Origin of the sequence: Wolbachia endosymbiont of Folsomia candida (assembly GCF_001931755.2) — a bacterium.
Classification (GTDB): domain Bacteria; phylum Pseudomonadota; class Alphaproteobacteria; order Rickettsiales; family Anaplasmataceae; genus Wolbachia.
Map to the genome: position 1 here is coordinate 854202 of NZ_CP015510.2, position 24426 is coordinate 878627.

23 protein-coding genes are annotated in these 24426 nt (G+C 35.1%); 13 read left to right on the forward strand and 10 right to left on the reverse strand.

The window, feature by feature from the left end; genetic code table 11:
* The first annotated feature begins 53 nt into the window (after positions 1-53).
* From ASM33_RS03920 to ASM33_RS03945, 6 genes are all read left to right on the forward strand, one after another.
* Positions 54-902, forward strand: a complete 849-nt coding sequence (locus tag ASM33_RS03920) for an ankyrin repeat domain-containing protein (RefSeq protein WP_110410290.1) — start codon at positions 54-56, stop codon at positions 900-902.
* A 101-nt stretch (positions 903-1003) separates the two neighbouring features.
* Positions 1004-2317 (forward strand): ankyrin repeat domain-containing protein, encoded by a 1314-nt coding sequence (locus ASM33_RS03925; protein WP_110410289.1) that lies wholly within the window; start codon positions 1004-1006, stop codon positions 2315-2317.
* 99 nt (positions 2318-2416) lie between these two features.
* Positions 2417-3829 (forward strand): ankyrin repeat domain-containing protein, encoded by a 1413-nt coding sequence (locus ASM33_RS03930; RefSeq protein ID WP_110410288.1) that lies wholly within the window; start codon positions 2417-2419, stop codon positions 3827-3829.
* A gap of 98 nt (positions 3830-3927) precedes the next feature.
* Positions 3928-5562: an ankyrin repeat domain-containing protein gene (locus tag ASM33_RS03935; protein ID WP_110410287.1), complete on the forward strand. Its 1635-nt coding sequence runs from the start codon at positions 3928-3930 to the stop codon at positions 5560-5562.
* A 119-nt stretch (positions 5563-5681) separates the two neighbouring features.
* Entirely contained in the window at positions 5682-6602 is a 921-nt protein-coding gene (locus tag ASM33_RS03940) for an RluA family pseudouridine synthase (protein ID WP_110410286.1), read from the forward strand.
* A gap of 379 nt (positions 6603-6981) precedes the next feature.
* A complete protein-coding gene (locus ASM33_RS03945; RefSeq protein ID WP_112477208.1) occupies positions 6982-8034 on the forward strand; it encodes an ankyrin repeat domain-containing protein in 1053 nt (350 codons plus the stop codon).
* A 210-nt stretch (positions 8035-8244) separates the two neighbouring features.
* Here ASM33_RS03945 and tatA read toward each other — a convergent pair whose 3' ends face one another.
* The 4 genes from tatA to rpsP form a co-directional block, all read right to left on the reverse strand.
* Positions 8245-8412, reverse strand: coding sequence for a twin-arginine translocase TatA (gene tatA / locus ASM33_RS03950; protein ID WP_110410593.1), 168 nt, complete (start codon positions 8410-8412; stop codon positions 8245-8247).
* A gap of 175 nt (positions 8413-8587) precedes the next feature.
* On the reverse strand, positions 8588-9136 hold the full coding sequence (locus ASM33_RS03955; RefSeq protein WP_110410284.1) for a nucleotide exchange factor GrpE: 549 nt from the start codon (positions 9134-9136) through the stop codon (positions 8588-8590).
* Between the two features lie 61 nt (positions 9137-9197).
* Positions 9198-10184: a polyprenyl synthetase family protein gene (locus ASM33_RS03960; RefSeq protein ID WP_110410283.1), complete on the reverse strand. Its 987-nt coding sequence runs from the start codon at positions 10182-10184 to the stop codon at positions 9198-9200.
* A 9-nt stretch (positions 10185-10193) separates the two neighbouring features.
* A complete protein-coding gene (rpsP, locus tag ASM33_RS03965) occupies positions 10194-10499 on the reverse strand; it encodes a 30S ribosomal protein S16 (protein ID WP_110410282.1) in 306 nt (101 codons plus the stop codon).
* A 191-nt stretch (positions 10500-10690) separates the two neighbouring features.
* Between rpsP and ASM33_RS03970 the strand changes: the two genes are divergently transcribed.
* On the forward strand, positions 10691-11161 hold the full coding sequence (locus tag ASM33_RS03970) for a hypothetical protein (RefSeq protein WP_110410281.1): 471 nt from the start codon (positions 10691-10693) through the stop codon (positions 11159-11161).
* A 76-nt stretch (positions 11162-11237) separates the two neighbouring features.
* Here the strand turns inward: ASM33_RS03970 and ASM33_RS03975 are convergent, their stop codons facing one another.
* Complete coding sequence (locus ASM33_RS03975) at positions 11238-11732, reverse strand: ankyrin repeat domain-containing protein (RefSeq protein ID WP_110410280.1); 495 nt, start codon at positions 11730-11732, stop codon at positions 11238-11240.
* A 149-nt stretch (positions 11733-11881) separates the two neighbouring features.
* Here ASM33_RS03975 and ASM33_RS03980 point away from each other — a divergent pair, with 149 nt between their 5' ends.
* Entirely contained in the window at positions 11882-12790 is a 909-nt protein-coding gene (locus ASM33_RS03980; RefSeq protein WP_110410279.1) for an Rpn family recombination-promoting nuclease/putative transposase, read from the forward strand.
* Positions 12791-12951: 161 nt separating this feature from the next.
* Here the strand turns inward: ASM33_RS03980 and ASM33_RS03985 are convergent, their stop codons facing one another.
* The 3 genes from ASM33_RS03985 to hemJ all read right to left on the reverse strand — a co-directional run bounded on the left by ASM33_RS03985 (position 12952) and on the right by hemJ (position 13897).
* Entirely contained in the window at positions 12952-13191 is a 240-nt protein-coding gene (locus ASM33_RS03985; protein ID WP_110410278.1) for a hypothetical protein, read from the reverse strand.
* An 84-nt stretch (positions 13192-13275) separates the two neighbouring features.
* A complete protein-coding gene (locus tag ASM33_RS08355) occupies positions 13276-13446 on the reverse strand; it encodes a hypothetical protein (protein WP_157956372.1) in 171 nt (56 codons plus the stop codon).
* A gap of 22 nt (positions 13447-13468) precedes the next feature.
* On the reverse strand, positions 13469-13897 hold the full coding sequence (gene hemJ / locus ASM33_RS03990) for a protoporphyrinogen oxidase HemJ (protein WP_110410277.1): 429 nt from the start codon (positions 13895-13897) through the stop codon (positions 13469-13471).
* Positions 13898-13964: 67 nt separating this feature from the next.
* Here hemJ and pdhA point away from each other — a divergent pair, with 67 nt between their 5' ends.
* The gene (pdhA, locus tag ASM33_RS03995) at positions 13965-14936 is read left to right on the forward strand and encodes a pyruvate dehydrogenase (acetyl-transferring) E1 component subunit alpha (protein ID WP_110410276.1); all 972 of its coding nucleotides are present in this window, start codon (positions 13965-13967) and stop codon (positions 14934-14936) included.
* A 53-nt stretch (positions 14937-14989) separates the two neighbouring features.
* Positions 14990-15850: a hypothetical protein gene (locus ASM33_RS04000; RefSeq protein WP_110410275.1), complete on the forward strand. Its 861-nt coding sequence runs from the start codon at positions 14990-14992 to the stop codon at positions 15848-15850.
* Between the two features lie 141 nt (positions 15851-15991).
* Here ASM33_RS04000 and ASM33_RS04005 read toward each other — a convergent pair whose 3' ends face one another.
* Positions 15992-16192, reverse strand: coding sequence for a hypothetical protein (locus ASM33_RS04005; protein ID WP_110410274.1), 201 nt, complete (start codon positions 16190-16192; stop codon positions 15992-15994).
* A 144-nt stretch (positions 16193-16336) separates the two neighbouring features.
* Here ASM33_RS04005 and ASM33_RS04010 point away from each other — a divergent pair, with 144 nt between their 5' ends.
* The 3 genes from ASM33_RS04010 to ASM33_RS04020 are packed head-to-tail and all read left to right on the forward strand — an operon-like array spanning position 16337 to position 19759.
* On the forward strand, positions 16337-17440 hold the full coding sequence (locus tag ASM33_RS04010) for a PQQ-binding-like beta-propeller repeat protein (RefSeq protein WP_110410273.1): 1104 nt from the start codon (positions 16337-16339) through the stop codon (positions 17438-17440).
* Positions 17433-18824 (forward strand): dihydrolipoyl dehydrogenase, encoded by a 1392-nt coding sequence (gene lpdA / locus ASM33_RS04015; protein ID WP_110410272.1) that lies wholly within the window; start codon positions 17433-17435, stop codon positions 18822-18824. Before ASM33_RS04010 ends, lpdA begins: the two co-directional genes overlap by 8 nt.
* Before the next feature lie 2 nt (positions 18825-18826).
* Positions 18827-19759 (forward strand): tyrosine-type recombinase/integrase, encoded by a 933-nt coding sequence (locus ASM33_RS04020; protein WP_110410271.1) that lies wholly within the window; start codon positions 18827-18829, stop codon positions 19757-19759.
* Between the two features lie 24 nt (positions 19760-19783).
* Here ASM33_RS04020 and ASM33_RS04025 read toward each other — a convergent pair whose 3' ends face one another.
* Positions 19784-24280, reverse strand: coding sequence for a collagen-like protein (locus ASM33_RS04025; protein WP_110410270.1), 4497 nt, complete (start codon positions 24278-24280; stop codon positions 19784-19786).
* Positions 24281-24426: the final 146 nt, after the last annotated feature.

The following is a 24426-nucleotide window of genomic DNA, read 5'->3' on the forward strand; positions in this document are numbered from 1 at the left end:
TTTTCATAAAAATATGTAATAATTAAACTATATATTTTAATTTAGAGAGAATCATGAGCAAAGCAGAACTAAACAAACAGCTTTTTAGTGCTGTCAAAAAAGGTGACCTAAGTAAAGTAGAAGAATTTATAAATGCTGGAGCTGAGGTTAACGCAGTAGATTGGGCTGAACGTACTCCTTTACATATAGCTGCTGAAAGTGGCAATGTAGATGTAGTAGCACTTTTACTCAAAAATGAAGCATATGTTGAAGCAGTAGATTTTGTTGGGTGTACCGCTTTACATAGTGCTGCTAAAAGTGGTAATGTGGATGTAGTAGCACTTTTACTCAAAAATGGAGCAAATGTTAAAGCAGTAGGTAGGGGTGGATATACTCCTTTACATGTGGTTGCTGAAAGTGGCAATGTAGATGTAGTAGCACTTTTACTCCAAAACAAAGCATATATTGAAGCAGTAGATGTGAATGGATTTGCTTCTTTACATTACGCTGCTATAAGTGGAAAGACAAAAGTAGTAGAACTTCTACTTAAAAATGGAGCAAACCCTTTTTTAAAAAATAATGATGGTAACACTCCAAGAAGCTTAGCGAGAAGTAGAGAGATAAGAAATCTTTTAGGAACAACAAAAGCAGAACAAAAACAACTTAGAAAAGAAGCGGTTGTAAAAGGTCTTATTGCTGGTTGTTTAACTGCGGTATTAGGTACTGCTATAGCAGTAGCACTCTTCACAACAGGAGTGGTTGAAGTTGTTTTGATGCCTATAATAGTAGCAGTAGTTGCAATTGCAATAGTGGCGCTAGCAGTTGATGGTATTACATATATGGTATCAAAGCCTAGTACTGAAATAGAAAAAGTAGCAGAAAATAATTTAGAGCAGCAAGCACCTGAAGGAATAAAAGCTTAGGGCTCGCTATCTTTAACATAGAGCCTCTTGACAAAATGAATTGATTTTTTTATAAGAATGTATAATAATTAAACTATATATTTTAGATTTAAGGTAGGATTATGTCGTTTGAAAAACTTGAAGAAATATTACACCAAGTAGAAGAAGATCAAACGCTAGTAGGTGATAGTATATTTGATGAAATAAAAAGTAAGTTTAAAGAGCAGTATCCTGATGTCTACAGAAAATTGGAAGAAGAGGATTTTGATGTACATTATCCATTTCTTTGTACTCCTAAAAGTGTGTTAACTCTTTTGAACAAAGCTGGAGTTAAAATAGTTGAAATTGAAGGAGGTGAAGGGAATAGTTTCTTGCATTTAGCTGCTAAAAATGGGTTCAAGAGGGTAGTAGATATTCTAATAACAAAAAATTCAAAAAAGATTGATGAAAGTCTTTCTGTTTTTAAGCAATTACTGAATATTGCTGCTGCACATGGTCATATAGATGTGATTGAGATTGTACTAAATAGAATAAAAGATATTAACGCAATATATAAAAATGAAGTTAATCCTTTACATTCTGCTGCTCGTAGTGGCCATAAAGAAGTAGTAGAATTTCTACTTGGGAAAAAAATTAATATTCATGTAATGGACAGCAAAGGAATGTCTGCTTTACATTTTGCTGCTCGTAGTGACCGTAAAGAAGTAGTAGAATTTCTACTTGAAAAGGGTGCTAATGTTAATGCAAAAGATAATTTTGGGCGAACTGCTTTACATTTCGCTGCTCAAAATGGTTGCAGAGAAGTGGTGAAGCTTCTACTAAATGATGGAGCAAATCCTTTGTTAAAAGGAAAATATTCTTTTAAAACCCCAAGAGAACTTGTTGACTTAAAAAGTCAAAATGGTCAAGAAGTAGCTAAACTTTTAAAAGATGCAGAAAAGAAATTCAATCATGCATCAGACAGTTTGTTTTGGGCTGCTTTTTCAGGTAATAGAGAAAAATTTAACAGCATAATAGAAACTTACAAAGGAAAAGAGAACCGTACTCTAATATTACAAAGTGGCTTCTGGATGAAAAGATTTATGCGTAAAAGAATAGCTGAAGAATCTGGTCAAAAAAATAATGCAGCTATATTTAAAGAAGTTCGGGAAAACCAAATAGTTTTTACATTTCTTGCAGCTACATCAGTTGTTGGTCTTACACTACTGTGCGCTACTCAGTCGCCTGTATTGGTAGATATTGCTATAATTCCATTGTCTGCATTATTAGTGATTGGTCAGGCCATTGCAGATGTGTGGCCAATAATTCTTATAGCTGCAGTATCTGGAATTATATCTAGCTGCGTTATGTATATAATAACAAAGCCTAGTACTGAAATAGCAGAAGTAGTAGAAAATAATGTAGAGCAGCATGCATCTGAAGTAATAAAAGCTTAGGGCTTGCTATCTTTAATATAGAGCCTCTTAACGAGATAAATTGACTTTTTTACTCAAATATGTAATAATTAAACTATATATTTTAATTTAGAGAGAATCATGAGCACAACAGAGCCAAACGAACAGCTTATTAACGCTGTCACAGAAGGTGATATAAGTAAAGTAGAAGAATTTATAAATGCTGGAGCAAATTTGTATGTAGCAGATATTAAAGGATGGACGTATTTACATAGAGCTGCTCGTCATGGCCACGAAAAGATTGTAGAACTTTTGCTCGCAAAAGAAGCAGATGAAAAAATACCACAATATTTTGCATTTTTGAATTTTGCATCTTTGAATATAGTGAATATTAATGGATCGACTGCTCTACACGTAGCTGCTGAAAATGGCCACGAAAAGGTTGTAGAACTTTTGCTCGCAAAAGGAGCAGATTTTAATGTAGCAAATATGAATGGATCGGGTGCTCTACACGTAGCTGCTCGTCATGGCCACGAAAAGGTTGTAGAACTTTTGCTTGCAAAAGAAGCAGATTTTAATGCAGTAGATAATGATGAACATACTCCTTTACATTTGGCTGCTGAAAATGGCTATACAAAAGTAGTAGAACTTCTACTCAAAAATGGAGCAAAGCACGATGAAAAAGATAATAACAAATGTACTCCTTTATATTTAGCTGCTCGTTATGGTCACGAAAAGGTTGTAGAACTTTTGCTCGCAAAAGGAGCAGATTTAAATGTAGCAAATATTAATAAATCGACAGCTCTACACTATGCTGCTTATAATGGCCATGTAAAGGTAGTAAAACTTCTGCTAGAAAAAGGAGCAGACATTTTTTTGAGAAACTACTACGTTGAAACTCCAAGAGACTTAGCAACAAATAAAGAGATAATAAGTCTTTTAGAAGAAGCAAAAGAAAAACGATCTAAAAAAGGTGGCGAAAAAATTAATTTACATTTTATGCAGGATGACGATGACGCTGATAGTGATTATGAAGAAGAGGAATTAGGAGACCTTTTCTTGATAAACGGCTACAGTTATGCTCCAAGAAACTTAACAACAAATAAAGAGGTAATACGTCTTTTCGAAGAAACAGAACAAAAACAATCTAAAAAAGGTGACAAAGAAATTAGTTTACATTCTATGCATGATGACGCTGATAGTGGTTATGAAGAAGAGGAATTAGTAGATGGTGATAAATTACCACTTGTTTCTTCATCTTCTAGCCATGTAGAAGACCATAACCAAAACGAACCAAGTTTCTTGAGCAAGTATAAGTGGGAAATTACAATAGGAGTTAGTATTGTAGTTGCATTGACAGTTGGCACTTCACTTGTGTTTGCTACTAATTATTTACCAGTATTGGCAATTATTGGTATAGCTGCGTTGTCTGGGTTCATAGTTGGCAGTATTGCTTTTGGTATTACACATATGATATCAAAGCCTAGTACTGAAATAGCAGAAGTAGCAGAAAAGAATTTAGAGCAGCAAGCATCTGAAGGAATAAAAGCTTAGGGCTCGCTATCTTTAATATAGAGCCTCTTGACGAGATAAGTTGACTTTTTCATAAAAATATGTAATAATTAAACTATGTATTTTGATTGGAGAAAATCATGGAACTTAGTAAATTCACAGAGATACTAAAGGCAGCAAGCACTTTAGAGGAATTCAAACAGGAATTCAAACACAAAGATCCAGTTATATATGGACAGTGGAAAAAAAATAAATTTTTTGATGTAAATCACATATTTACCTTAGAATGTGGCGCATATCAGTACAAAGCGACATTATTATGTATAGCAGTTGATAATGATTGTACGGAGATGGTAGCAAATCTCATAGACAACCGAGCAGATGTTAATATAGCAGATGATAATAAAAATACTCCTTTAAATTTTGCTATTGAAAATGGCAATGTAGATACAGTAAAACGTTTACTCAAAGAAGGAGCAGAGGTTAATACAGTAGATCGGTGTGGATATACTCCTTTACTATGTGCCATAGCGCGTAAAAGATTAGATATAATAGCTCTATTATTAAGTACAAAAGGTGTAGAAGTTAATAAAAAATATAAACATGGATGGACTCCTTTATACACCGCTGTTGTTGATATGGACACAGAGGTAATAAAGCTTCTACTAGACACAGAAGGTGTGGATATTAACGAAGAATGTAATGGATTGACCATTTTACATCGTGCTATTAACAATTCTTCTACCAATTCCTCTAAAGAGGTAGTAGAGCTTCTACTTGAAAAAGGAGAAAATGTTAATGCAGTAGGTAATCATAAGAAGACTCCTTTGCACTTGGCTGCTGAAGCTGGTAATGCAGATATAGTAAAACTTTTACTTCCAAAACAACTAGATGTTAATGTAGTAGATGAGAATGGATTGACTCCTTTACATTGCGCTGCTAAAAGTGGCAATGAAAGGGTAATAAAACTTTTGCTCGAAAAAGGAGCAGATCTTAATGTAGCAGATGATTATAAACGGACTCCTTTACATTGGGCCGTTAAAAATGGTCATGCAAAAGCGGTAGAACTTCTACTGGACAAATCAGATGTTAATGCAGTAGATTGCTATAAACGTACTCCTTTACATTGGGCCGTTAAAAATGGTCATGCAAAAGTAGTAGAGCTTCTACTAGACAAATCAGATGTTAATGCAGTAGATTGCTATAAACGTACTCCTTTACATTACGCTGTTAAAGATGGAAATGTAGGTGTAGTTGATGCTCTAATAAAGGCAGGTGCAGAGCTTTTTTTAAAGGATAAATATAATTGTACTCCAAAAGATCTTGTTAATGAGTGGATTAGTGGTGCTGAAAGCAAAGAAAAGATACTAAGGCTTTTAGAAGAAGCAGAAGAAAAGCAATATAAAAAAGGTCACAGAGAAATTAGTTTACCTTCTACACAGAACGACTCTGATAGTGGTTATGAGGAATTAATGGATAGTGATGAAGAACATAACGAACCAAGTTTCTTTAGCAAGAACAAGTGGAAGATTAGAGTGGGAGTGGATATTGCACTTGGAATTGGAGTTGGTAGTACAGTTGCACTGATAGTTTGCGCTACACTTTGCTTGATCACTAGTTTACCAGTATTGACAATTCTTGGTATAGCTGCGTTGTCTTGGTTCATATCTGGGGGTATTTCTTTTGGTATTACATATACTGAATCAAAGCCTAGTACTGAAATAGAAGAACAGAATGTAGGTAAGTTTGCAGCTGCAGTTCCTTGTCCTGGTTGATTCCTTGTGATCCTATTGAGTGACAATAGGATCTATCTTTTTGCTTAAATATCAAGTTGCTGGAATAACAGAGATTTTTACTATATAATCTTATATATAACTTCAAAATCTCAGCAAAAATGACGCAGAGTATAAAGACTGTATCAATAGACGAAAATGATATCAGGCTTGATAGGTACATAAGAAGAATTTTTCCTAATTTGAAACAATCTGTAATTGAAAAGTCTTTAAGAATAGGGTTAATAAAAGTTGATGATCGGAAAGCTAAATCAAGTGATAGAGTAAATTCTGGTCAAACAATAACACTGAAGCATTTGGATTATATTGAAAATGCTAATTCTGACCACAAATGTGATGAAAGATTAATAGAGTTATTAAAGGAGAATATACTATATGAAGATGAGTACATATTAGCTATTAATAAGCCTGCAGGGGTGATAGTTCAAGGTGGTGTGAAAGTAAAAATCAGTATCAGCGACTTGCTTGATCAAATAATAGAGGGAGAGACATTTAAAATTGTTCATAGACTGGATAGGGATACTAGCGGAGTGATAATATTTGCACGGAGTGCAATCGTTGCAAGGTATTTAATGGAGGAATTTAAAGAACGTAGAATCAAAAAAACTTATTTAGCGTTAACTGTTGGTATACCAAATAAAAGTAGGGGAGTAATAGACCATCCATTAATAAAAAAATATATATCTGGCCAAGAAAAAGTTGTTGTTGATGAAAATTCTCCTCACAATGCCACTACGCGCTTTTCAATTATGGCAAGGCTGAACCATAATGTTGCTTATTTAAAACTGCAACCGATTACTGGCAGAACTCACCAATTACGTGCACATTTAGCCCATATAAATTGCCCTATTCTTGGCGATGGTAAATATGGTGGCAAAGGAGTATTTATTGATGGAATAGCAAATAAAATGCACCTTCATTCGCATTCTTTATCTTTAAAATTGCCAAATAATAAGGATATTACTATTGATGCTCCACTCCCTGAGCATATTGTGGAGTCTGTTAAAATTCTGAGCCTATAGGCCACAGATGCACGAATTTCTAGTTTAATGCGTGTAATCGTGATGTCATTCCAGTGCTACGACACTGGAATCTAGTCTTTTCGTTATAGACATTATTTTAACATATGCTTCCAGAATCTGTTGTTCATTGCACAATTTGTAAGGATTTTTATACCTGGATCCCAGTGTCACGCACTGGGATGACAAAAGGAAGATACTGAGATGACACCCTTAGTTGATACTTAATACCAGTCCTATCGCTTTACGGGATGTTCGTGCAGTTGTGGCCTGTAGGCTTCAGAACTTGCTATCTTAATATATGCCTCTTGACGAGATGAATTGACTTTTTTGATAAGATACATAATAATTAAGTTAGGTGTTTTAGATTAGAGGTAAAATTATGACAATGAATTATGAACAGTGGGAAAAAATATTAAGTGAAATAAACAACGATGAAGATTTAAATAAAGATAATATAATTGAAAAATTAAAAGAAAAATTAAAAGTAGAAGACGAAGATGAGTATAAAGAATGGGAAGAAGCTGGTTCTGATGTAAATTACCGGTTTGGAATAAAATATACTGAAGCTCGCGTAGAGCGTGGATTTTTTGGCTTACCATCCATATGTCACAAAGTAGAAATTCATCAGACAACACTATTTAGTTTAGCTGCTATTACTGGTTATGTGAAGATAGTAGAAGCTCTAATAGAAAAAGGGATAGACATCAATGCAACAGATAAAGATGGGTTGACTCCTTTGCATGAGGTTGTCGGTAATGGTCATGTGGAAGTGATGAATATTCTAATAAAAAAAGGAGCAAATGTTAACGCTGTGGGTAAAGATGGGCATACACTTTTGCATGTTGCTGCTTACGTGGATAACAAAGAGATAGTAGAATTTCTGATAAAGAAAGGTCTAAATATTAATTTAGCAAATAAATATGGACATAGTCCATTACATATAGCTGCTGACAGAAATAATAAAAAAGTAGTTGAAGTCCTAATAAAAAATGGAGCAAATGTTAATGCAGTAAGTGAGAATGGATTTACTCCTTTGCATTTTGCTGCTTCACATTTCTTCCATAGAGAGACTATAAATGCTCTAATAGAAGGAGGTGCAGATCCGTTACTCAAGGATAATTTTGGTAAAACTCCAATAGATTCTAATATAAGTGGGTACATAATAGAGTTTTTAGAGAAAAAGGCAATTAAAAAAGGGGTTTTTTATGGTGGGTCAACAGCATTATTATGTACTGCTATAGCAGTAGCACTCTTCACAACAGGAGTGGTTGAAGTTGGCTTAATGCCTATAATAATAGCAGTAGTTGCAATTGCAACAGCAGCACTAGCGGTTGGTGGTCTTACATATATGACATTAAAGCCTAGTACTGAAATAGAAGGACAGAATGTAGAGGAAACTGCACATGAAGGGAAACAAGGCTTGTCTGCATAATTCTTGCACTAAAGTGCGTGACGCTTGGATCTAGTTATTATCTCTATCTCAGTGGGCTTTGTCGATTGCAAAACATAAAGTGTTTTTCACACAAAATAATTCTGTGATATTTCCATGGATGGGTAAACTCGTATATTTGCTGAGTTTACCCTATCTTCGGTTTTTCTATTGTTTTTTAATCCAGAATTTAGGTTACAAAGTAAAAAAAAGCTAACGATCTGGTTCGTTAGATGCTAATTTTTCTGAATCCTTAAGTTCTTGCTTAAGATTTTTGATACCTTTTCCTAAATCACCCATAACTTGTGGTAATCTACCTGCACCAAATAAAACTAGAATTATTATTAAGACTAGAAACAATTGCCATGGTCCTAAACTCATTTGTACCTCCATTGAAATAACCTTTAAATATTGATACTTGACTAAAGCCAAGTACAACATAAAGTATATCACCTTTATTTCACAATCGAGCAAGATTTTTTAACATTAGAAGTTAAAAAATAATAGGCTATAGCTGTACAGCACACTATGTAATGATATTATTATTCATTACCACCTATTTTTTAGAAATAATTACCATTGCAGGGCGAAGCAATCTACCTTTAATCGTATAACCAGTTTGTAGAACCTTAACAATAGTGCCAAGCTCTTTTTCGTTGTCTTCTGTTTCTAGAACAGCTTGATGTAAATTACTATCAAAAAGGTCACCCAGTGGATCCACTTCTTCTATTCCATGCTTTTTTAGATCATTTACAATTTTTTGATGAGCTACTTTGATTCCTTCATGAACAGGGTCACCATCTTTCAAAATTTCCATTACTTTGTTTAAATTATCACATGAGTCGATCATATCGCGTGCAAACTTTGTTACTGCAAAGTCATTTGCATCACTAATTTGTTTTTGCATTATGCGTTTAACGTTTTCATTATCCGCAACAGCACGGCGTAAATGATCTTCAAGCTGAGCTGCACGCTCTCTTAATGTGTTCAGATCTTCATTGAAGTCACTAGTTTCTTTATTATTATCATCTTGTTGATCATCACCTTTGTGTTTATTTACCATATCAACAAACTTTTTCTTTTTTTCTTTGCTATTATCCGACATATCGCTCCATTCAAGAATCTAGTAAATATATAGCAATTAATCTAAAAATATCAAGCATTAGCTACATTCGTCTTTCTATGCTAATATTTAAAAAGTCAACTAAAGCATTTTTATAAATGGAATCAGAAAAAGTACTGATACTGTCTTGTGCTGCATTAATATAGTGTTTTGCTTTCTTTATAGAAAGATGAATAGCATTGTGATTATTAATATAGACCATTGCCTGATCAAAATTACGCTCAGCTGAAGAAAAGCATTTTTGCCAGAATTTTTTCTCTTCCGAATAGCCTTTTTCGTATGCTATAATAGCAGGTAATGTTACTTTACCTTCAAAAAAATCTTTTCCTACTTGTTTTCCAGAAGTGCTCTGGTCAGCAGTGTAATCAAGCACATCATCAATTATTTGAAATGCCATACCAAAATTAAAACCGAAATTCTTTAACCTCTCTGTTTCATCATTTGTGCTACCCGATACAATAGCTGCAGCCTCGCAACACGCAGAAAATAAAGATGCTGTCTTTTCTCCAATGATATCAAAATAATTTTCCCTCATTGTGCTGGGGTCAAAAAGTGTTGTCATCTGCTTTATTTCACCTCTCACAAGGAAGTGAGATGCTTCAGACAAAATGGATAGAATATTTAAATTTCCACACTCTATAAGCCATTGGAATGCTAAAGTTAATAACAGATCACCAACTAAAATACTTGATTTATTTCCCCATATTTTGTTTGCTGTTTTAACACCATGACGCGCATCGCTTTCATCCAAAACATCGTCATGAAGTAAGGTTGCATTGTGTATAAACTCTACTGCTGCAGCAACATTGATACTATTATTGCCAGAATAGTCCAGCATTTTACATATAATAAAGACAAGCTTAGGCCTTATTTTTTTTCCACCTGACTCAATAAGGTGAGATATAATATTAGCGGCAAGTTCAGTATGCTCACTATTGACATTCCTGAAGATAAATTCTTTCATAGCAAACAAATCAGAAGATATGATACCACCCAATTTATCGTTACTTGTTAAATCAGCGTTTAGCATTAAAGAGACTTATGCCTCTTGTCCTTTTGTTGTCTTTTTTTCTACTTTCTTTTCTTCTGTTTCTGAAGTAACCAGGCCCTTTTTGATAAACCATAGCACCCTTTCAGTTGCTTGTGCACCAACACTGAGCCAGTGCTTTAATCTATCAGCCTTTATTACAACACGATTTTTATTGTCTTTCGGTAGCATCGGATCATATTGCCCTATTCTCTCAATAAACCGCCCATCTCTTGGTGCGCGTGCATCAGCTACAACTATCCTATAAAAAGGACGTTTTTTTGCTCCAAATCTTGCCAATCTTATTTTTACTGCCATTTTAACCTTTATTCATATATTTTTATAATTTTATACGCTGAGCAAATTAAGTCAAACGAATTATGCAACAATATACGTTATCATTACAGTGCAATATCAATATGCAATGTTTAATATGCCAATTATAACTCTTGATAAAGTAACTATAGCGCTATATAATTTAATACAATTAATAATTGTAGGAGTTAATCATGGGTATAAAAGAATTACAAAGAAAATTACTTGGAATAATTGGAGAGATGCTAGTAATCGAGGATAATGAGACTATAAAAGCCTATAAACAAGAAGCGATAAACATTGTTGGTGAACTAAAAGATCATATTAATGATAGCACTGAAATTGATGATAAAACTATTTTAGATCTTATCCTTCAAACCAGTTTCAGGGTTAGCCCAGATTATGTTGAAAAAAGAGGGTTAGCAGAAATAGAAAAAGCTGTTAAAGCTGCTGGTGGAAGAACAATGAAAGAGGTTCTAGAGAAGCGTTCAGAGCCTGCAAGAGGAGGAGGAACAAGAGTAGTTACAAGCAATTCTCCTGTACAAGCAAACAGATCTGTGCAAGAAATCGGTGATGAATATGATAGAGTAAACAGAAGGATAGAGGAATTAGCTGAAAGACCTTTACCATTCAGGGTAACAAGAGGTAGATCAGGAAGTGTATAATGAAGGATAATAGATAAAGCTACTCTACTTTAGGTATGACCACAAATAAGTGCAAGTGGTCATAGGATAATTAACTTTATGAAATTTGACAACGTTGGAAGTTGCTACAACAGGGTTGTTTTATCTCACTACTAGGATTTTGCTCAAATGTTTCCAACTTTTTTGCCAATTCTTCAAAACCTTGAGACTCAGCAATGGATATAGGGGTAATTCCTGCTTTATTTTGTATACCAGGATTTGCTCCAGCTTTTAATAATTCATCTACTGTATTATCGTTGTTGTAAAAAACAGCAATATGCAAAGGAGTATTATCCTCATTATCTAACGCATTAGGATTTGTATTCTCTACATGGCGCAATACAAAGCTAACTACCTCTATTGAGTCATAGGAAGCCGCAAGATGTAAAGGAGTAACACCGGCATCATTTTTTGAATTAGTAAGTCTTTTTGTTCTTAATAATAAGCTTAATACATTTAAGTAGTCACCACGAATAGCGCTATGTACGGCATCATCTCCTTCGTAAGTACTCAATGTATACTTATCACTATCTATTCCAAATTCATTCACCATAACTTTACCTTTTAAACAGACTTTACATAATAATAACGCGATTGAGATAAAAAGTCAAATTTATGAAGATAAATACTATTAAGCCAGTAAAAAACAATGAATCATTGAATAATAATCAATGTTAGTGTATAATTAAAGATTTTTTGTTTATGGCTATTTCTAAGTTTCTTGATCCGAAGAATGATTTTGCGTTCCGGCGAATCTTTGGCACTGAAAAAAATAAAGATATTCTCATTCACTTTCTGAATGACATACTAAATCTTACTGATGTTGATCAAATCACTGATGTTTCCTTTTTGAGCCCAATTCAAGATCCAGAAATTGCCTCTCAAAAGCAAAGCATTGTCGATGTTCTCTGTACTGATTCTACAGGGGTTCAGATGATTATTGAGATGCAGGTTGCTAAAACCTCTGGCTTTGAAAAACGCGCTCAATACTACGCTGCTAAAGCTTATTCAAGTCAAGCCCATAAGGGTGGTCAGTATCAAGATCTTAAAGGAGTTATTTTTATTGCTATTGCTGATTTTATCTTATTTCCGGGTAAACTGGCTTACAAGTCTGACCATGTTACTGTTGATAAAATCACTTATGAATACGATCTAAAAGACTTCAGTTTCACCTTCATAGAACTACCTAAATTTCATAAAACAAAAGAAGATCAACTAGAAAATATGGTTGAAAAATGGATTTATTTCTTTAAATACGCCGATGAGACCAGCGAAGAGGATCTGCAGAAAATAATAGGTAATGACGTTGTTATTGGTATGGCTTATGACGTATTAAATCAATATAATTGGACTGATCAAGAGCGCTTTACTTACGATCAAGCTAAGAAACATATGGATGATTACCTCTCTTCTATTCAGCAAAAACTTCATGAAGGTAGAGAAGAAGGCAGAGAGGAAGGCATCCAAATTGGTGAGGAACGTGGTAGAGCAGAAGGTGAAATGAAAGCCAAAACTGAAGTTGCAAAAAATCTACTTAAATCTGGAGTACCAATTGATGTCATAGCTGAAAGCACAGGCCTCCACACTGATAAAATTAAAGATTTGGTTTAAAGTTTGGCTGCTTACAAACTCAACTACTATCGGCTAGAAGCCGATAGTAGTTGAGTTTATAAGGTATAATTATGACATTGATAAAGTCTAAAAATATAAAATCTCAAAAACACCTCAAGACATTATAAATACCAAAATTATTCAATTCATAAGATTTTGATTTACAGATTACGTAATGAGCAAGCAAAGCAGGAAATTTTTCTAAAGATGTGTTTTAAACAGCTTTTGTTACCTGGGGCATTTTGTTTTGCTGGTGCATTATCAGGATTATTATTTACTTTTTCTGTATTATCTACTTCTTTTGTTAGAAAGCTATCTTCAAAATCAGACGTTATTATATTTTCAAGTTCATTCATATTATGTTCATAAGAATTACTACCAATATCCCAAGATGTATACATATAAATTACCTACAATTATCAACCAATGGGGGAGTTATATATAGCCTTCACAACTATGTCAAGAGCTTTTTAACAGCCACTCCTCTATTTATATAAGTATTCTCCATGCCAAAGATATCCAATGGACTTCTTTCGAAACTCTACTTCTGTGGGAAATTGCGTTGTCGCTTCGGTGCTAAAATCCTCATATATGTTTAATACACTGCGGTTTTCCGCTCCGTGTGCTCCTAGCCCTGTGAATAAAATTTTAGGCAAGCCGTAAGGGCTGCAACAAAGTTTAAAACGGCTTCACAACAACCATAATAACTATGATTATTATTAATACTGTTACTACTTCATTTAAAATGCGAAAATAAACATGAGTTTTCTTGTTGGAATTCTTTTCAAAATCTTTTCTATATTTTGCAAGCAGCATATGAATAATTAACATCAAAATCACTGCCAATGCTTTGACGTGGAACCATCCTTCGCGATATGCCTCTCTTATAATCATTAAGGTTATTCCCAGGCTAAATGAAAAGAGCATCGCGGGATTTATGATATATCTTAAAAGCCTCTTCTCCATTATTTGGAGCAAGCTATCATTTTCAGAGCCTGACTTCACGTTTGCATGATAAACATAAAGTCTTGGTAAATAAAGCATACCTGCCATCCACATAATGACAGAGATAATATGAAAAGCTTCAAGCCAGTGATAGTAATCCATGCAGATTTATTATAAAATGTTTAAAATTTCTGATATTATATGTTAATTTAATGAAAAAGAAATTAATATGAAAGCGGAAAATTTCACTAAAGAACAGGTTATTGAGTTCTACAAGAAAATGCTACTCATACGTAGATTTGAAGAAAAATCAGGACAATTGTATGGAATGGGATTAATAGGCGGTTTTTGTCACCTATCAATAGGGCAAGAAGCAGTTGCAGTTGGAACTCACGCTGCATCAAAATCTGGCGACTCTTTTATTACAAGTTACAGGGATCATGGCCTAATGCTCGCATGCGATTCGGATCCAAATGTTGTAATGGCTGAGCTTACCGGCAAAGAAACAGGCTGCTCAAAAGGTAAAGGCGGTTCAATGCACATATTTGATACAGAAAAAAAATTCTTTGGTGGACATGGAATAGTTGGAGCACAAGTTCCAATCGGTACGGGCATGGCATTTGCTAATAAATATAAAAAAAATGATAACATAGTACTTACATATTTTGGTGATGGTGCCGCAAATCAGGGGCAAGTATACGAATCATTTAATATGGCATCTTTGTGGAAATTACCTGTGATTTACATCATAGAAAATAATGAGTATGCGATGGGAACATCCGTGCAAAGGTCAACTTTAGTAACTGAGCTATATAAAAGAGGAGAAAGTTTTGGTATTCCTGGAAAACAAGTTGATGGTATGAACTTTTTCTCTGTTTATGAGGCTACAAAAGAAGCCGCTGAGTATGCACGTAATGGGAAAGGTCCTATGCTTCTTGAAATGAAAACATATCGATACCGCGGTCACTCAATGTCAGATCCTGCAAATTACCGTTCAAAAGAAGAAGTTGAAAATGTAAAACAAAATCATGACCCTATAGAAACTTTGAAGAAATATATGGTAGATAGCAAAATTGCTTCTGAAGAAGAATGCAAACAACTCGATAAAGGAATACGCGACTTAGTTAAAAAATCAGAGGATTTTGCAAAGAACAGCAAAGAGCCAAGTATTGATGAATTGTACACTGATGTTTACAAATGAACTCATTGCCAGTATTATAATACGATGAGGTCAAATTTCATTAGGTTGTGAGTGTGAAAGAATTGCAAGAAGAGTTAATTGGAATAATTGCTTTGATTCCTATTATAAATGAAAAAAATGAATTAGAAATTGAAAAGAAAAAAGCTCTAGAAATTATCATAAAATTAGAAAAACACATAAATGATCAGATAGAGCATGGAAATATTAAGATGACAGCTCTAGGTTATGTAGCTAAATCTTATAATCCAGCTATCGATGAAGAAAATAAGAAAGCGCTAGAAGAACTAAAAACTGCTATTAGAAAGGCTGGTGGAAAAATATCAACAATAAGATTTTCAACTAAATTGCCATTTTATGCAGTATTTCCAACGGCAGCATTATCATTTTGCAGTGCGCTCTGTTTTATTGGAAAATCCATAAGCGGAGGTGATGTTAGAATTGCTGGATATTTATCTATATTCGCATTATTGGCTTGCATAGGTTTAGGAATAATAATTAAAAAGAGTGGAGTAGTGCAAGAAGAAAGATTACGCAGAATAGAAGCGCTTTATAATACACAAAGAGAAGAGGAATCTGAAAAAATAGTAGCATTATATGTAAACTCATCATCTCTCATTGCAGGATGTCTTTTGGTGCCTAGCATGTTTACAGCGTTATTATCATCGGTTAGCTTTGCAGTTGTTCTAAGTAAGGATATAGCAGGAGGCAATACCCAAGCTGCTTTGTATTCCTTTATGTTTGGATCCTTAATTTTTATATTAGGCATAACAGCATCATTTGTAGTTTTGCTCGATGCGATGGAGAATATAATACAGCCTAATATAGCACAACTTGGCACGCAAGAAGAGCAAGACTTACTGATTAGCCAAGTGTTTCCACAGACTGTGCAAAATTCTCAGGGAGTGGCGCGCTAATAGTAATATTCTTATTATTTGACAATTTTAAAGATAAAATGCTTTTATTCCAGCGCATGACGCTGGAGTCGAAGAAAAAGAAAGTAAAGTACTTTCAGAAATATTAAATTATCAATTGTAAGATAACACAGATGTTGTATATTACCTTTCATTCCCATCTTGGCATCTTGGATTTACTATAGCAACAGGCTTATTAGCAGTATGGCTGATTATTTTGCCGCTTAAATTTTTACCAATAGCAGCATATATACCAGGACCTTGTGTCATTTTTGTCTTTTTGGTTGCACTTTCGTTGTTATCAGATGTATTTTTTCTTTTTGTATTGGTGTTGTTACTATGCATAATTAACCCCCTAGACACATTAGCATTTTTCATAATGATATCAATGTTTATTTATGAATTGATATTATTGCCTGCCATAAAAACATTTTCGTTGTGATTAAAGCTCTTAAGATGTATATTAATGAGTCTTGTTTTCAGTAAAGAATGAAAGTAATAATTGTAATTATAATGCTGCTCTGTAGTGGTTACGCAGCGGCAAGTGAGCGAATAAACATAGTGGATAAAAAATTATCCCAAGGGCATGTAGCTCCAGTGTTTGCGGAAAATAGCATTATTTTAGCTGATAAACATGGGGCGTTATATTCCTTTGACATTGATAATTCAAGAGCTCTCAATTGGAGATCACATCCATCACATAGAAAAAAAATTGGTAACATAAGCTTATCGAGTTATGGAGAAGATGTTTTCTTTATAGTGGATAACATTCTATATAGAATAGATGCGAAGACTGGTGGAGTTAAATGGGAAAGAGAGTTAAGAGCACCAGTAAGAGGAAAAGCAGTAGCAATAAACGACAAGTTGCTAGTATTAACCATTGATAATAATCTGCATGCGTTTGATATAAAAGATGGAAGCTCTGTTTGGACTCATCAAAATGGTATGAACGAGATTCGAGGTTTACATTCTGTATCGCCAGCAGTTTCAGGCGACAAAATAATAGCACCTTTTTCAAATGGGGATCTGATAGCCTTCAGTGGAGATGGCAAAAAATTATGGAGCCAAAAATTATTTACAAATCTTTTGGATACACAGCTCACAGATATCACTACCACGCCAAAAGTACATGGTGATGTTTTGGTAGCTACAAATAATTCATATGTTTGTGGTATTGATATAAAATCAGGGAATATTTTATGGTCAAAGCCATTGCAAGTAAAAAGTATATCGGATATTGAGTCATACTACAGTCCACTAGTTAAGGAGCAAAGAGAGGGTGGCAGGGTTTTTATTATTACTAAAGATAATAAAATAGTTGGCATTGATATACTAAGTGGTGAAACAGTCTGGACATCAGGTTCAATAGAAAAGACGCAATTATTTGCTCCAATTATGCATGCTCATACGCTGTGGGTAGTAGGTAACAAAGGTTCAATGTTTGCTTTTCCAGGTTCAGATAGGGCAGGGAAGGTGGTAAAAATACCGGGTAATGTATTTCATACTCCAGTATTTACTCGTGATAAGATATATGTAACAACTGAAAAAAATGGTGTTTATTCTTTAGAAAATAGGTTTATTCTTTATGACTGATTATTATGATCTGATTGTTATAGGTGGTGGTCCAGGTGGTTATAAATGCGCTATTGCTGCTGTAAAGCTTGGGCTAAAAGTTGCCTGCGTAGATAAAAATAGTATCTTTGGTGGTACGTGTTTACGAGTTGGGTGTATACCTTCCAAAGCATTACTTCACTCTTCCTATCAGTATTCTCATACAAAAAATAATCTGTCAAAGCTTGGCATAAAAGTAAAGGATGTGAATTTCGACTTGAAAGAAATGCTGAGCTATAAAGATGCTAGAGTTCAAGAGCTAGGGCAGGGAATAGACTACCTGTTTAACCTTTATAAAATTACTAAAGTGAGTGGAGTTGGCAAAATTACTTCTTTTGATCAAGGTAATCTTGAAGTTTCAGTTGAAGGTAAGGTGCTGAAAACAAAAAACATAGTAATTGCAACAGGATCTGATGTTAGTTCTTTGCCAGGCATTGATATTGATGAGAAAAATATTATTTCATCTACCGGTTCACTATCTTTAACTGAAGTGCCAAAAAAGCTTGTTGTAATCGGAGCTGGAGCTATAGGACTTGAAATGTCTTCTGTATGGAGCAGATTAGGGGCTGAAGTTACTGTAGTAGAATTTTTTGATAGGATTGCTGCAGCAATGGATAATGAACTTAGCAAGTCATTGCTTTCTAGTCTGCAAAAGCAAGGAATAAAATTTTTACTCAGCACTAAAGTTGAAGAAATAAAACAAAGCGGTAATTCTTTCAATGTAAAAGTCTGTTCTGTAAAAGATAATCAAACAAGTACTATAGAAGCAGATAAGGTTTTAGTGGCAGTAGGGCGCAAGCCATGCACTGAAGGTCTTGGTATTGATGAAAGAGTAGAAAGAGATAATCGTGGCTTCGTTCAAGTTAATAGCAAATATGAAACTAATGTGAAAGGAATATTTGCTATTGGTGATGTGGTTGGTGGAGCAATGCTTGCTCATAAAGCAGAAGAAGAGGGGGTAGCAGTTGCAGAGATAATAGCAGGACAATCGCCTCATGTTGATTATGAAATAATACCATCGGTTATTTACACTCACCCTGCTGTTTCTTCAATCGGTAAAACTGAGGAAGAATTGAAAAGCGCTGGACGTAAGTATAAAGTTGGTAAGTGCCAGTTTGCTGCAAATGGAAGAGCAAGAATTACCGATGATGCAGAAGGGTTTGTGAAAGTGCTGACTTGCAGCGGGGCGGATACGATACTCGGTGTACATATCATAGGAGCATATGCTGATACATTAATCAACGAGGCAGCAGTTGCCATGGCATATGGTGCAGCAGCAGAGGATATATATAGAATTTGTCACTCTCATCCTGATATAAATGAAGCTTTCAGAGATGCGTGTATCGATGCTTTCTTTAAAAAGTAATCGTGGACGTTGGTTCAATTATTGAGAAATGGTATGAATGGCTGAGGTGCAATAGGTCCTATTCTCCTAATACTTTAGAGTCTTACATGAGAGATTTGAGAGATTTTATGAATTTCTTGAATAAACACATTGGTGAAGAAGTAAATGTTGGCACTCTGAAAAAATTAAGCGTACCTGAGTTAAGAAGCTGGCTTAGCTCACGTTATACAAGAGGTGTAGGTGCAAGATCAAATAACCGCGCACTGTCAGTAATCAGAAATTTCTTCAGATATATAAAAAATAATTATGAAATAGAGAATGAGGCTGTATTTTTATTGTCAAGACCAATTCAAAGAAGGACTCTACCAAAGGCATTATCGATACCTGATATAAAAACCTTGGTAGAAAAAATGGAATTATCTGACCTTGGTGAACCATGGGTTGTAAAAAGAGAAATTGCGATTGTTGTGCTGCTCTATGGAGCAGGCTTAAGAATTAGCGAAGCGCTGAATCTTAGAGTTAGTGATATCGGCTCTGAAAATTTAATAATTACAGGTAAGGGAGACAAACAAAGGCAGGTATTCATTCTTCCAGTAGTAAAAAATTGTATACAAGTGTATATCAAAGCTTGCCCTCACCTTGGCGTTAATAATAAAACAGAACATCTTTTTTTAGGTCTTAGAGGAAAAAAATTAGGCAGAACGTATATTGCGAATCGTTTGCAGAAAATAAGAAGAATGTTAAATCTACCAGAAATCTTATCACCACATGCATTTCGTCATAGTTTTGCTACACATTTGCTTCAGGGAGACGTTGATATTAGCTCAATACAGCTATTGCTTGGCCATTCAAGTTTGGACACCACTCAAATTTACACTCACTTAAATGATCAGGATGTTTTTAATATGTATAAAAATTTTCAAAAAAGCTTGAAGCAAAAGTTAAAAACTCCGTGATAAGTAATGGAATTTCTATAAGATTTATAAATTAACCGAATAACCCAAATAGTCTACCAGGTCGAGGTGGCCATCATACAATGTGATTGGATAGACGGTATTGCCTTCAATTTGAAAATTACCTTCGTGGTCCTGAATTCTAACATCCAGCTCTTCAGAATGTTCATTAGATCCACGATGATGATCAATATGATGAAATTTACCATTCTCAAAAAATCCAAATTCGTCGATTAAAGTGCCTATTTTCTTATCTTTTGCAATTTCATACACATCAGCTCTATAATCCTCAAGAGATTGCCCTTCGAGCTCGCCTTGCGTTACAGCGAATAATGGGGTATGCGTGTGATAATAATATTTGCTCAAGTCAATATTTGCTGCATTTTTTATGTATTTTAAGTCAATTAATTTGTGCTCTTCTGGTAAGTCTGCATACTCCGGATCGTACTTTTTGTGGTCAAAAAATAAATTTCCAAGATTATTACAAAAAGCTAATTTGTAGTTGTCAAGGCCATCTTCAACCACTTTGAGAAAGTGAAAATTTTTTGGAATTAATGTATTTTCGCCTGTTATATGATTACGTATATATAGGTCATCATTTTTGAAGAAATATCCAATTTCTAAAAAAGTTGCGATAACAACACTTTTTCCTTCTATTTCCAGCTCAATATTCGCCTCATTTTTATTCTGATCATAAGATTCCCCCTGCGTGACTCTTAATTGAAGTTTTTGCTGAAATTCTGCCGCGCTTCTCTTTGATCTAGCATCTGAAGCTAAGATATCTACATCATTTTCCATTAAATTTTTCAGTAGACTTTCCACATCACCATCTCCTTTTTTACCATGTTTTCCATCTCTACCTCGTGGACCTGTGGATCCATCCTCCCCTTTCTCACCTTGTTCACCACGTGGGCCTTCAGGACCATCATCTCCTTTTAATGATCGTTTAAATCTGGCATTATGTGCTAATCTATGAACAACTTCCAAAGAATCTGCATCTTGTCCTGCTGGGCCTTGCTCTCCAGGTAAACCTGCTGCGCCATCTTCTCCTTGATCGCCTTTTTTACCGTGTTTTCCATCTCTACCTCGTGGACCTGTGGACCCATCTTCTCCCTTATCACCTTGATCACCATTTTTACCGTGTTTTCCATCTCTACCTCGTGGACCTGTGGACCCATCTTCTCCCTTATCACCTTGATCACCATTTTTACCCTGTTTTCCATCTCTACCTCGTGGACCTGTGGACCCATCTTCTCCCTTATCACCTTGATCACCATTTTTACCCTGCTTTCCATCTCTACCGCGTGGACATGTGGTACCATCATCTCCTTTATCACCTTGTTTTCCCTCTGGACCTTCATCTCCTTTTTGACCATGTTTTCCATCTCTACCTCGTGGACCTGCAACACCATCCTCTCCTTTATCACCTTGTTTTCCCTCTGGACCTTCAGGGCCATCATCTCCTTTTAATGACCGTTTAAATCTGGAATTGTGAGCTAATCTATTCATAATTTCTGAAGGATCTGCATCTTGTCCTTGCTCACCTTGGATGCCATCATCTCCTCTTTCACCGTCATCTCCTTTTTTCCCATGTTTTCCTTCTCTACCTCGTGGACCTGTGGATCCATCCTCCCCTTTATCACCTTGTTTTCCCTCTGGACCTTCAGGACCATCATCTCCTTTTAATGACCGTTTAAAACGTGTATTTTGTGCTAATCTATTCGTAATTTCAGAAGAATCTGCATCTTGCCCTGCTGGACCTTGACCTCCAGGTAGACCTGCCGCACCATCTTCTCCTTGATCACCTTTTTTACCATGTTTTCCGTCTCTGCCTTGTGGACCTGTGGATCCATCCTCTCCTTTGTCACCTTGTTTTCCCTCTGGACCTTCAGGACCATCATCTCCTTTTAATGACCGTTTAAATCTGGAATTGTGAGCTAATCTATTCATAATTTCTGAAGGATCTGCATCTTGTCCTTGCTCACCTTGGATGCCATCATCTCCTCTTTCACCTTGCTCACCTTTAGGTCCTCTTGCCCTTCCAGGATTGTTCCTTAACGCTGCTGTAACAGCACCTGCTTTAGTGTTGAAAAAGTGGCTAAGAATATGATCAATAGTTGCATTAGCTTCACCTGCATTCGTGCTTAAGCCAGCATGCTTAAGCAGATCATGAGCTAATCTTTCCTGATTCACTTTAGTTTCAACAAGCCCTCTAGCTCCATTGGTATTTAAACCACTATGTATAAGAAGATATTTAGCTAGCGCCCATCCATTTATGTTACCTGCTACAAGCTTGTTAGCATTGGATTGACTTATAGCACTTTTCTGCAAAAGCAATTCAGCAAGTTTTTCCGCAAATTTTTCATATTTTTTAAAGGCATCTGGATCGGGGTTATTTTGCCTTGTAGCATCACTTGTTATCATATTGACAGTAGCTTCTGCGATGTTTTTCGCTTCTCTTGGAGTTATGTTCTTTACTACTCCTTCAGTTAGTTTTGTTGCATCAACTTTATCTACAAAATCTTGCGGACTAAGATTAACTTTATTAGCAACCTGAGTTGCTAGAGTTTCACCACCTCTACCTGTTGCATCAAGTACTGCTTTTCCTAAATCGTTTGGTTTCTGATTAACTAATAAATCAGCAACTTGTCCTGCAGTTGCAGCAAAACCAGGAGGACCTTGTAGTCCTGTATCTCCCTTAGCACCATCTTTTCCTTGTGAACCTGGATCACCTTTAAAACCTTGAATGCCTTGTAGTCCTTCTGGACCTATAGCACCAGGACTTCCTGCTGGACCAGGAAGTCCTGGTTTACCTGGATCACCTTTTTCACCATCTTCTCCTTTTAGCGATCGTTTAAAACGAGAATTATGTGCTAATCTATTCACAATTTCTGCAGGATCTGCATCATCTCCTTTTAACCCTTGAGCTCCATCAGCACCAGCTTTGCCTGGTTTACCTGGATCACCTTTTTCACCATCTTCTCCTTTCAATGATCGTTTAAAACGAGAATTATGTGCTAATCTGTTCACAATTTCTAAACCAATATTTTCTATAACAGCATTTTGCATATCAGTATCTTGTGCAATCTTCGCTGGCATTTCTTCCCGAATATGTTCTACAAGTGTCTTGCCATTCATTGCAGATATGGGTTTCTCAAGTATTATCTTTCCAAGCTTGTCAAACTGATCAGTAACCAATTTTTCAGCAACTTTTGAAGGATCTGCATCATCACCTTTAGCACCTTTATCACCCTTAATGCCTTGTCGACCTTCTGGTCCTCTTGAACCTGGAACTCCATCAAGACCATTAAGACCTTTTAGTGCTTTTCCAGGATCAGTTCTTAATGCTTTTGAAACAGCATTTTGCAAAGTCTGATTCGCTGCAACTTCATTAACAACTGCATTCTTCAAGATAGCAGCCACACTTAGTTCATTAATACTGCCAACTTTACTATTATCAAAATCACTAATATCTGCAGATGTTAAGGTACTTTTTAAATAGGTTCTAATGTTTGGAAAGAGATTTAAATCTTCCATTTTGCAATTATCTGAATTATCGCAGTAATTCGTTAATTTTGGGTTAGAAGTTTTATTTCCTTCTTTATCTGAAAAGTAGTATTTAAATTTACCTGTTGATTTATCTTTAAATAAGGATATATGGGTTTCATTGAACTCAATGTCTTTTAAATTATTGCTATCGTCAAAAGGATTACCAAAAACTAGATGGTGTGTTTTGGCGTTAGAATCAATAAAGGCTAAAAGTGTTTTATCGTTCAGTTTCCCTGCATACTGACCCACAGTGTCTGTATTATGATTATAATGACTTATAGAAACTTGCTCACCAACTGTAGCATTTGCCTTTATAACATATTGTGGCTTAGAAGAATCAGTAAAGTCTATACTACTGTCCTTTATATCACTTTTAGGTATAACTAATTTTCTATAGTACTGAATAGGACTATTGTGATCACTAGCATCAGGGTTATATTGCACACTAGAATTGCCAAATCTGCCTGTATAGTCGTATTCAGTGATCCCCAGACCATCAATAGAATTTCTACTAGAGTTATAACTAGGACAATGAACCATATTCCATCCTATACTAGTTCCATTTTGTTTACATAGAATAAGACCTTCTTTTGATGTTTTGAGGTATAACATGTCATTATCAATATTTGTAATAATTCCAGTTGCAAATTTTATTATTTCTCCAGATCCTCCACCGTTTGGCATTAACTTATCAGGGTAAATAATAAAAAAGGAAAATGTTCCTTTTGTTTGTCCTGTTTTTTGTTCAAAACTATAACATCCATTAGCAGTGAGCGAACCATATAGTGATGAAGTATTATCTGTCAAATAGGGTTTATAATGGCCAGCAAATGCTTCATCACATAACGTAATGAAATTATATGTATTAGCACCTCTGCTTACATCTCTACTAACCTGATGGCAGTCATTGTAATTGGATAGACCATGACTAAGATCGTAGTGTAGTGTTAGGATATATTTATTATCACCACTCATAACTCACACTTTCAACGTTTTTACAAATTGTTTCTAACTTGGAAGCTTTAATTATGAGTAAATCCTTTTTTGGGCATGTGTTTCTGCCATTCCATAAGGTGTGTATTGATTTATAGTTTTTACAAACCTGAAAGTTAGTGCTAGAT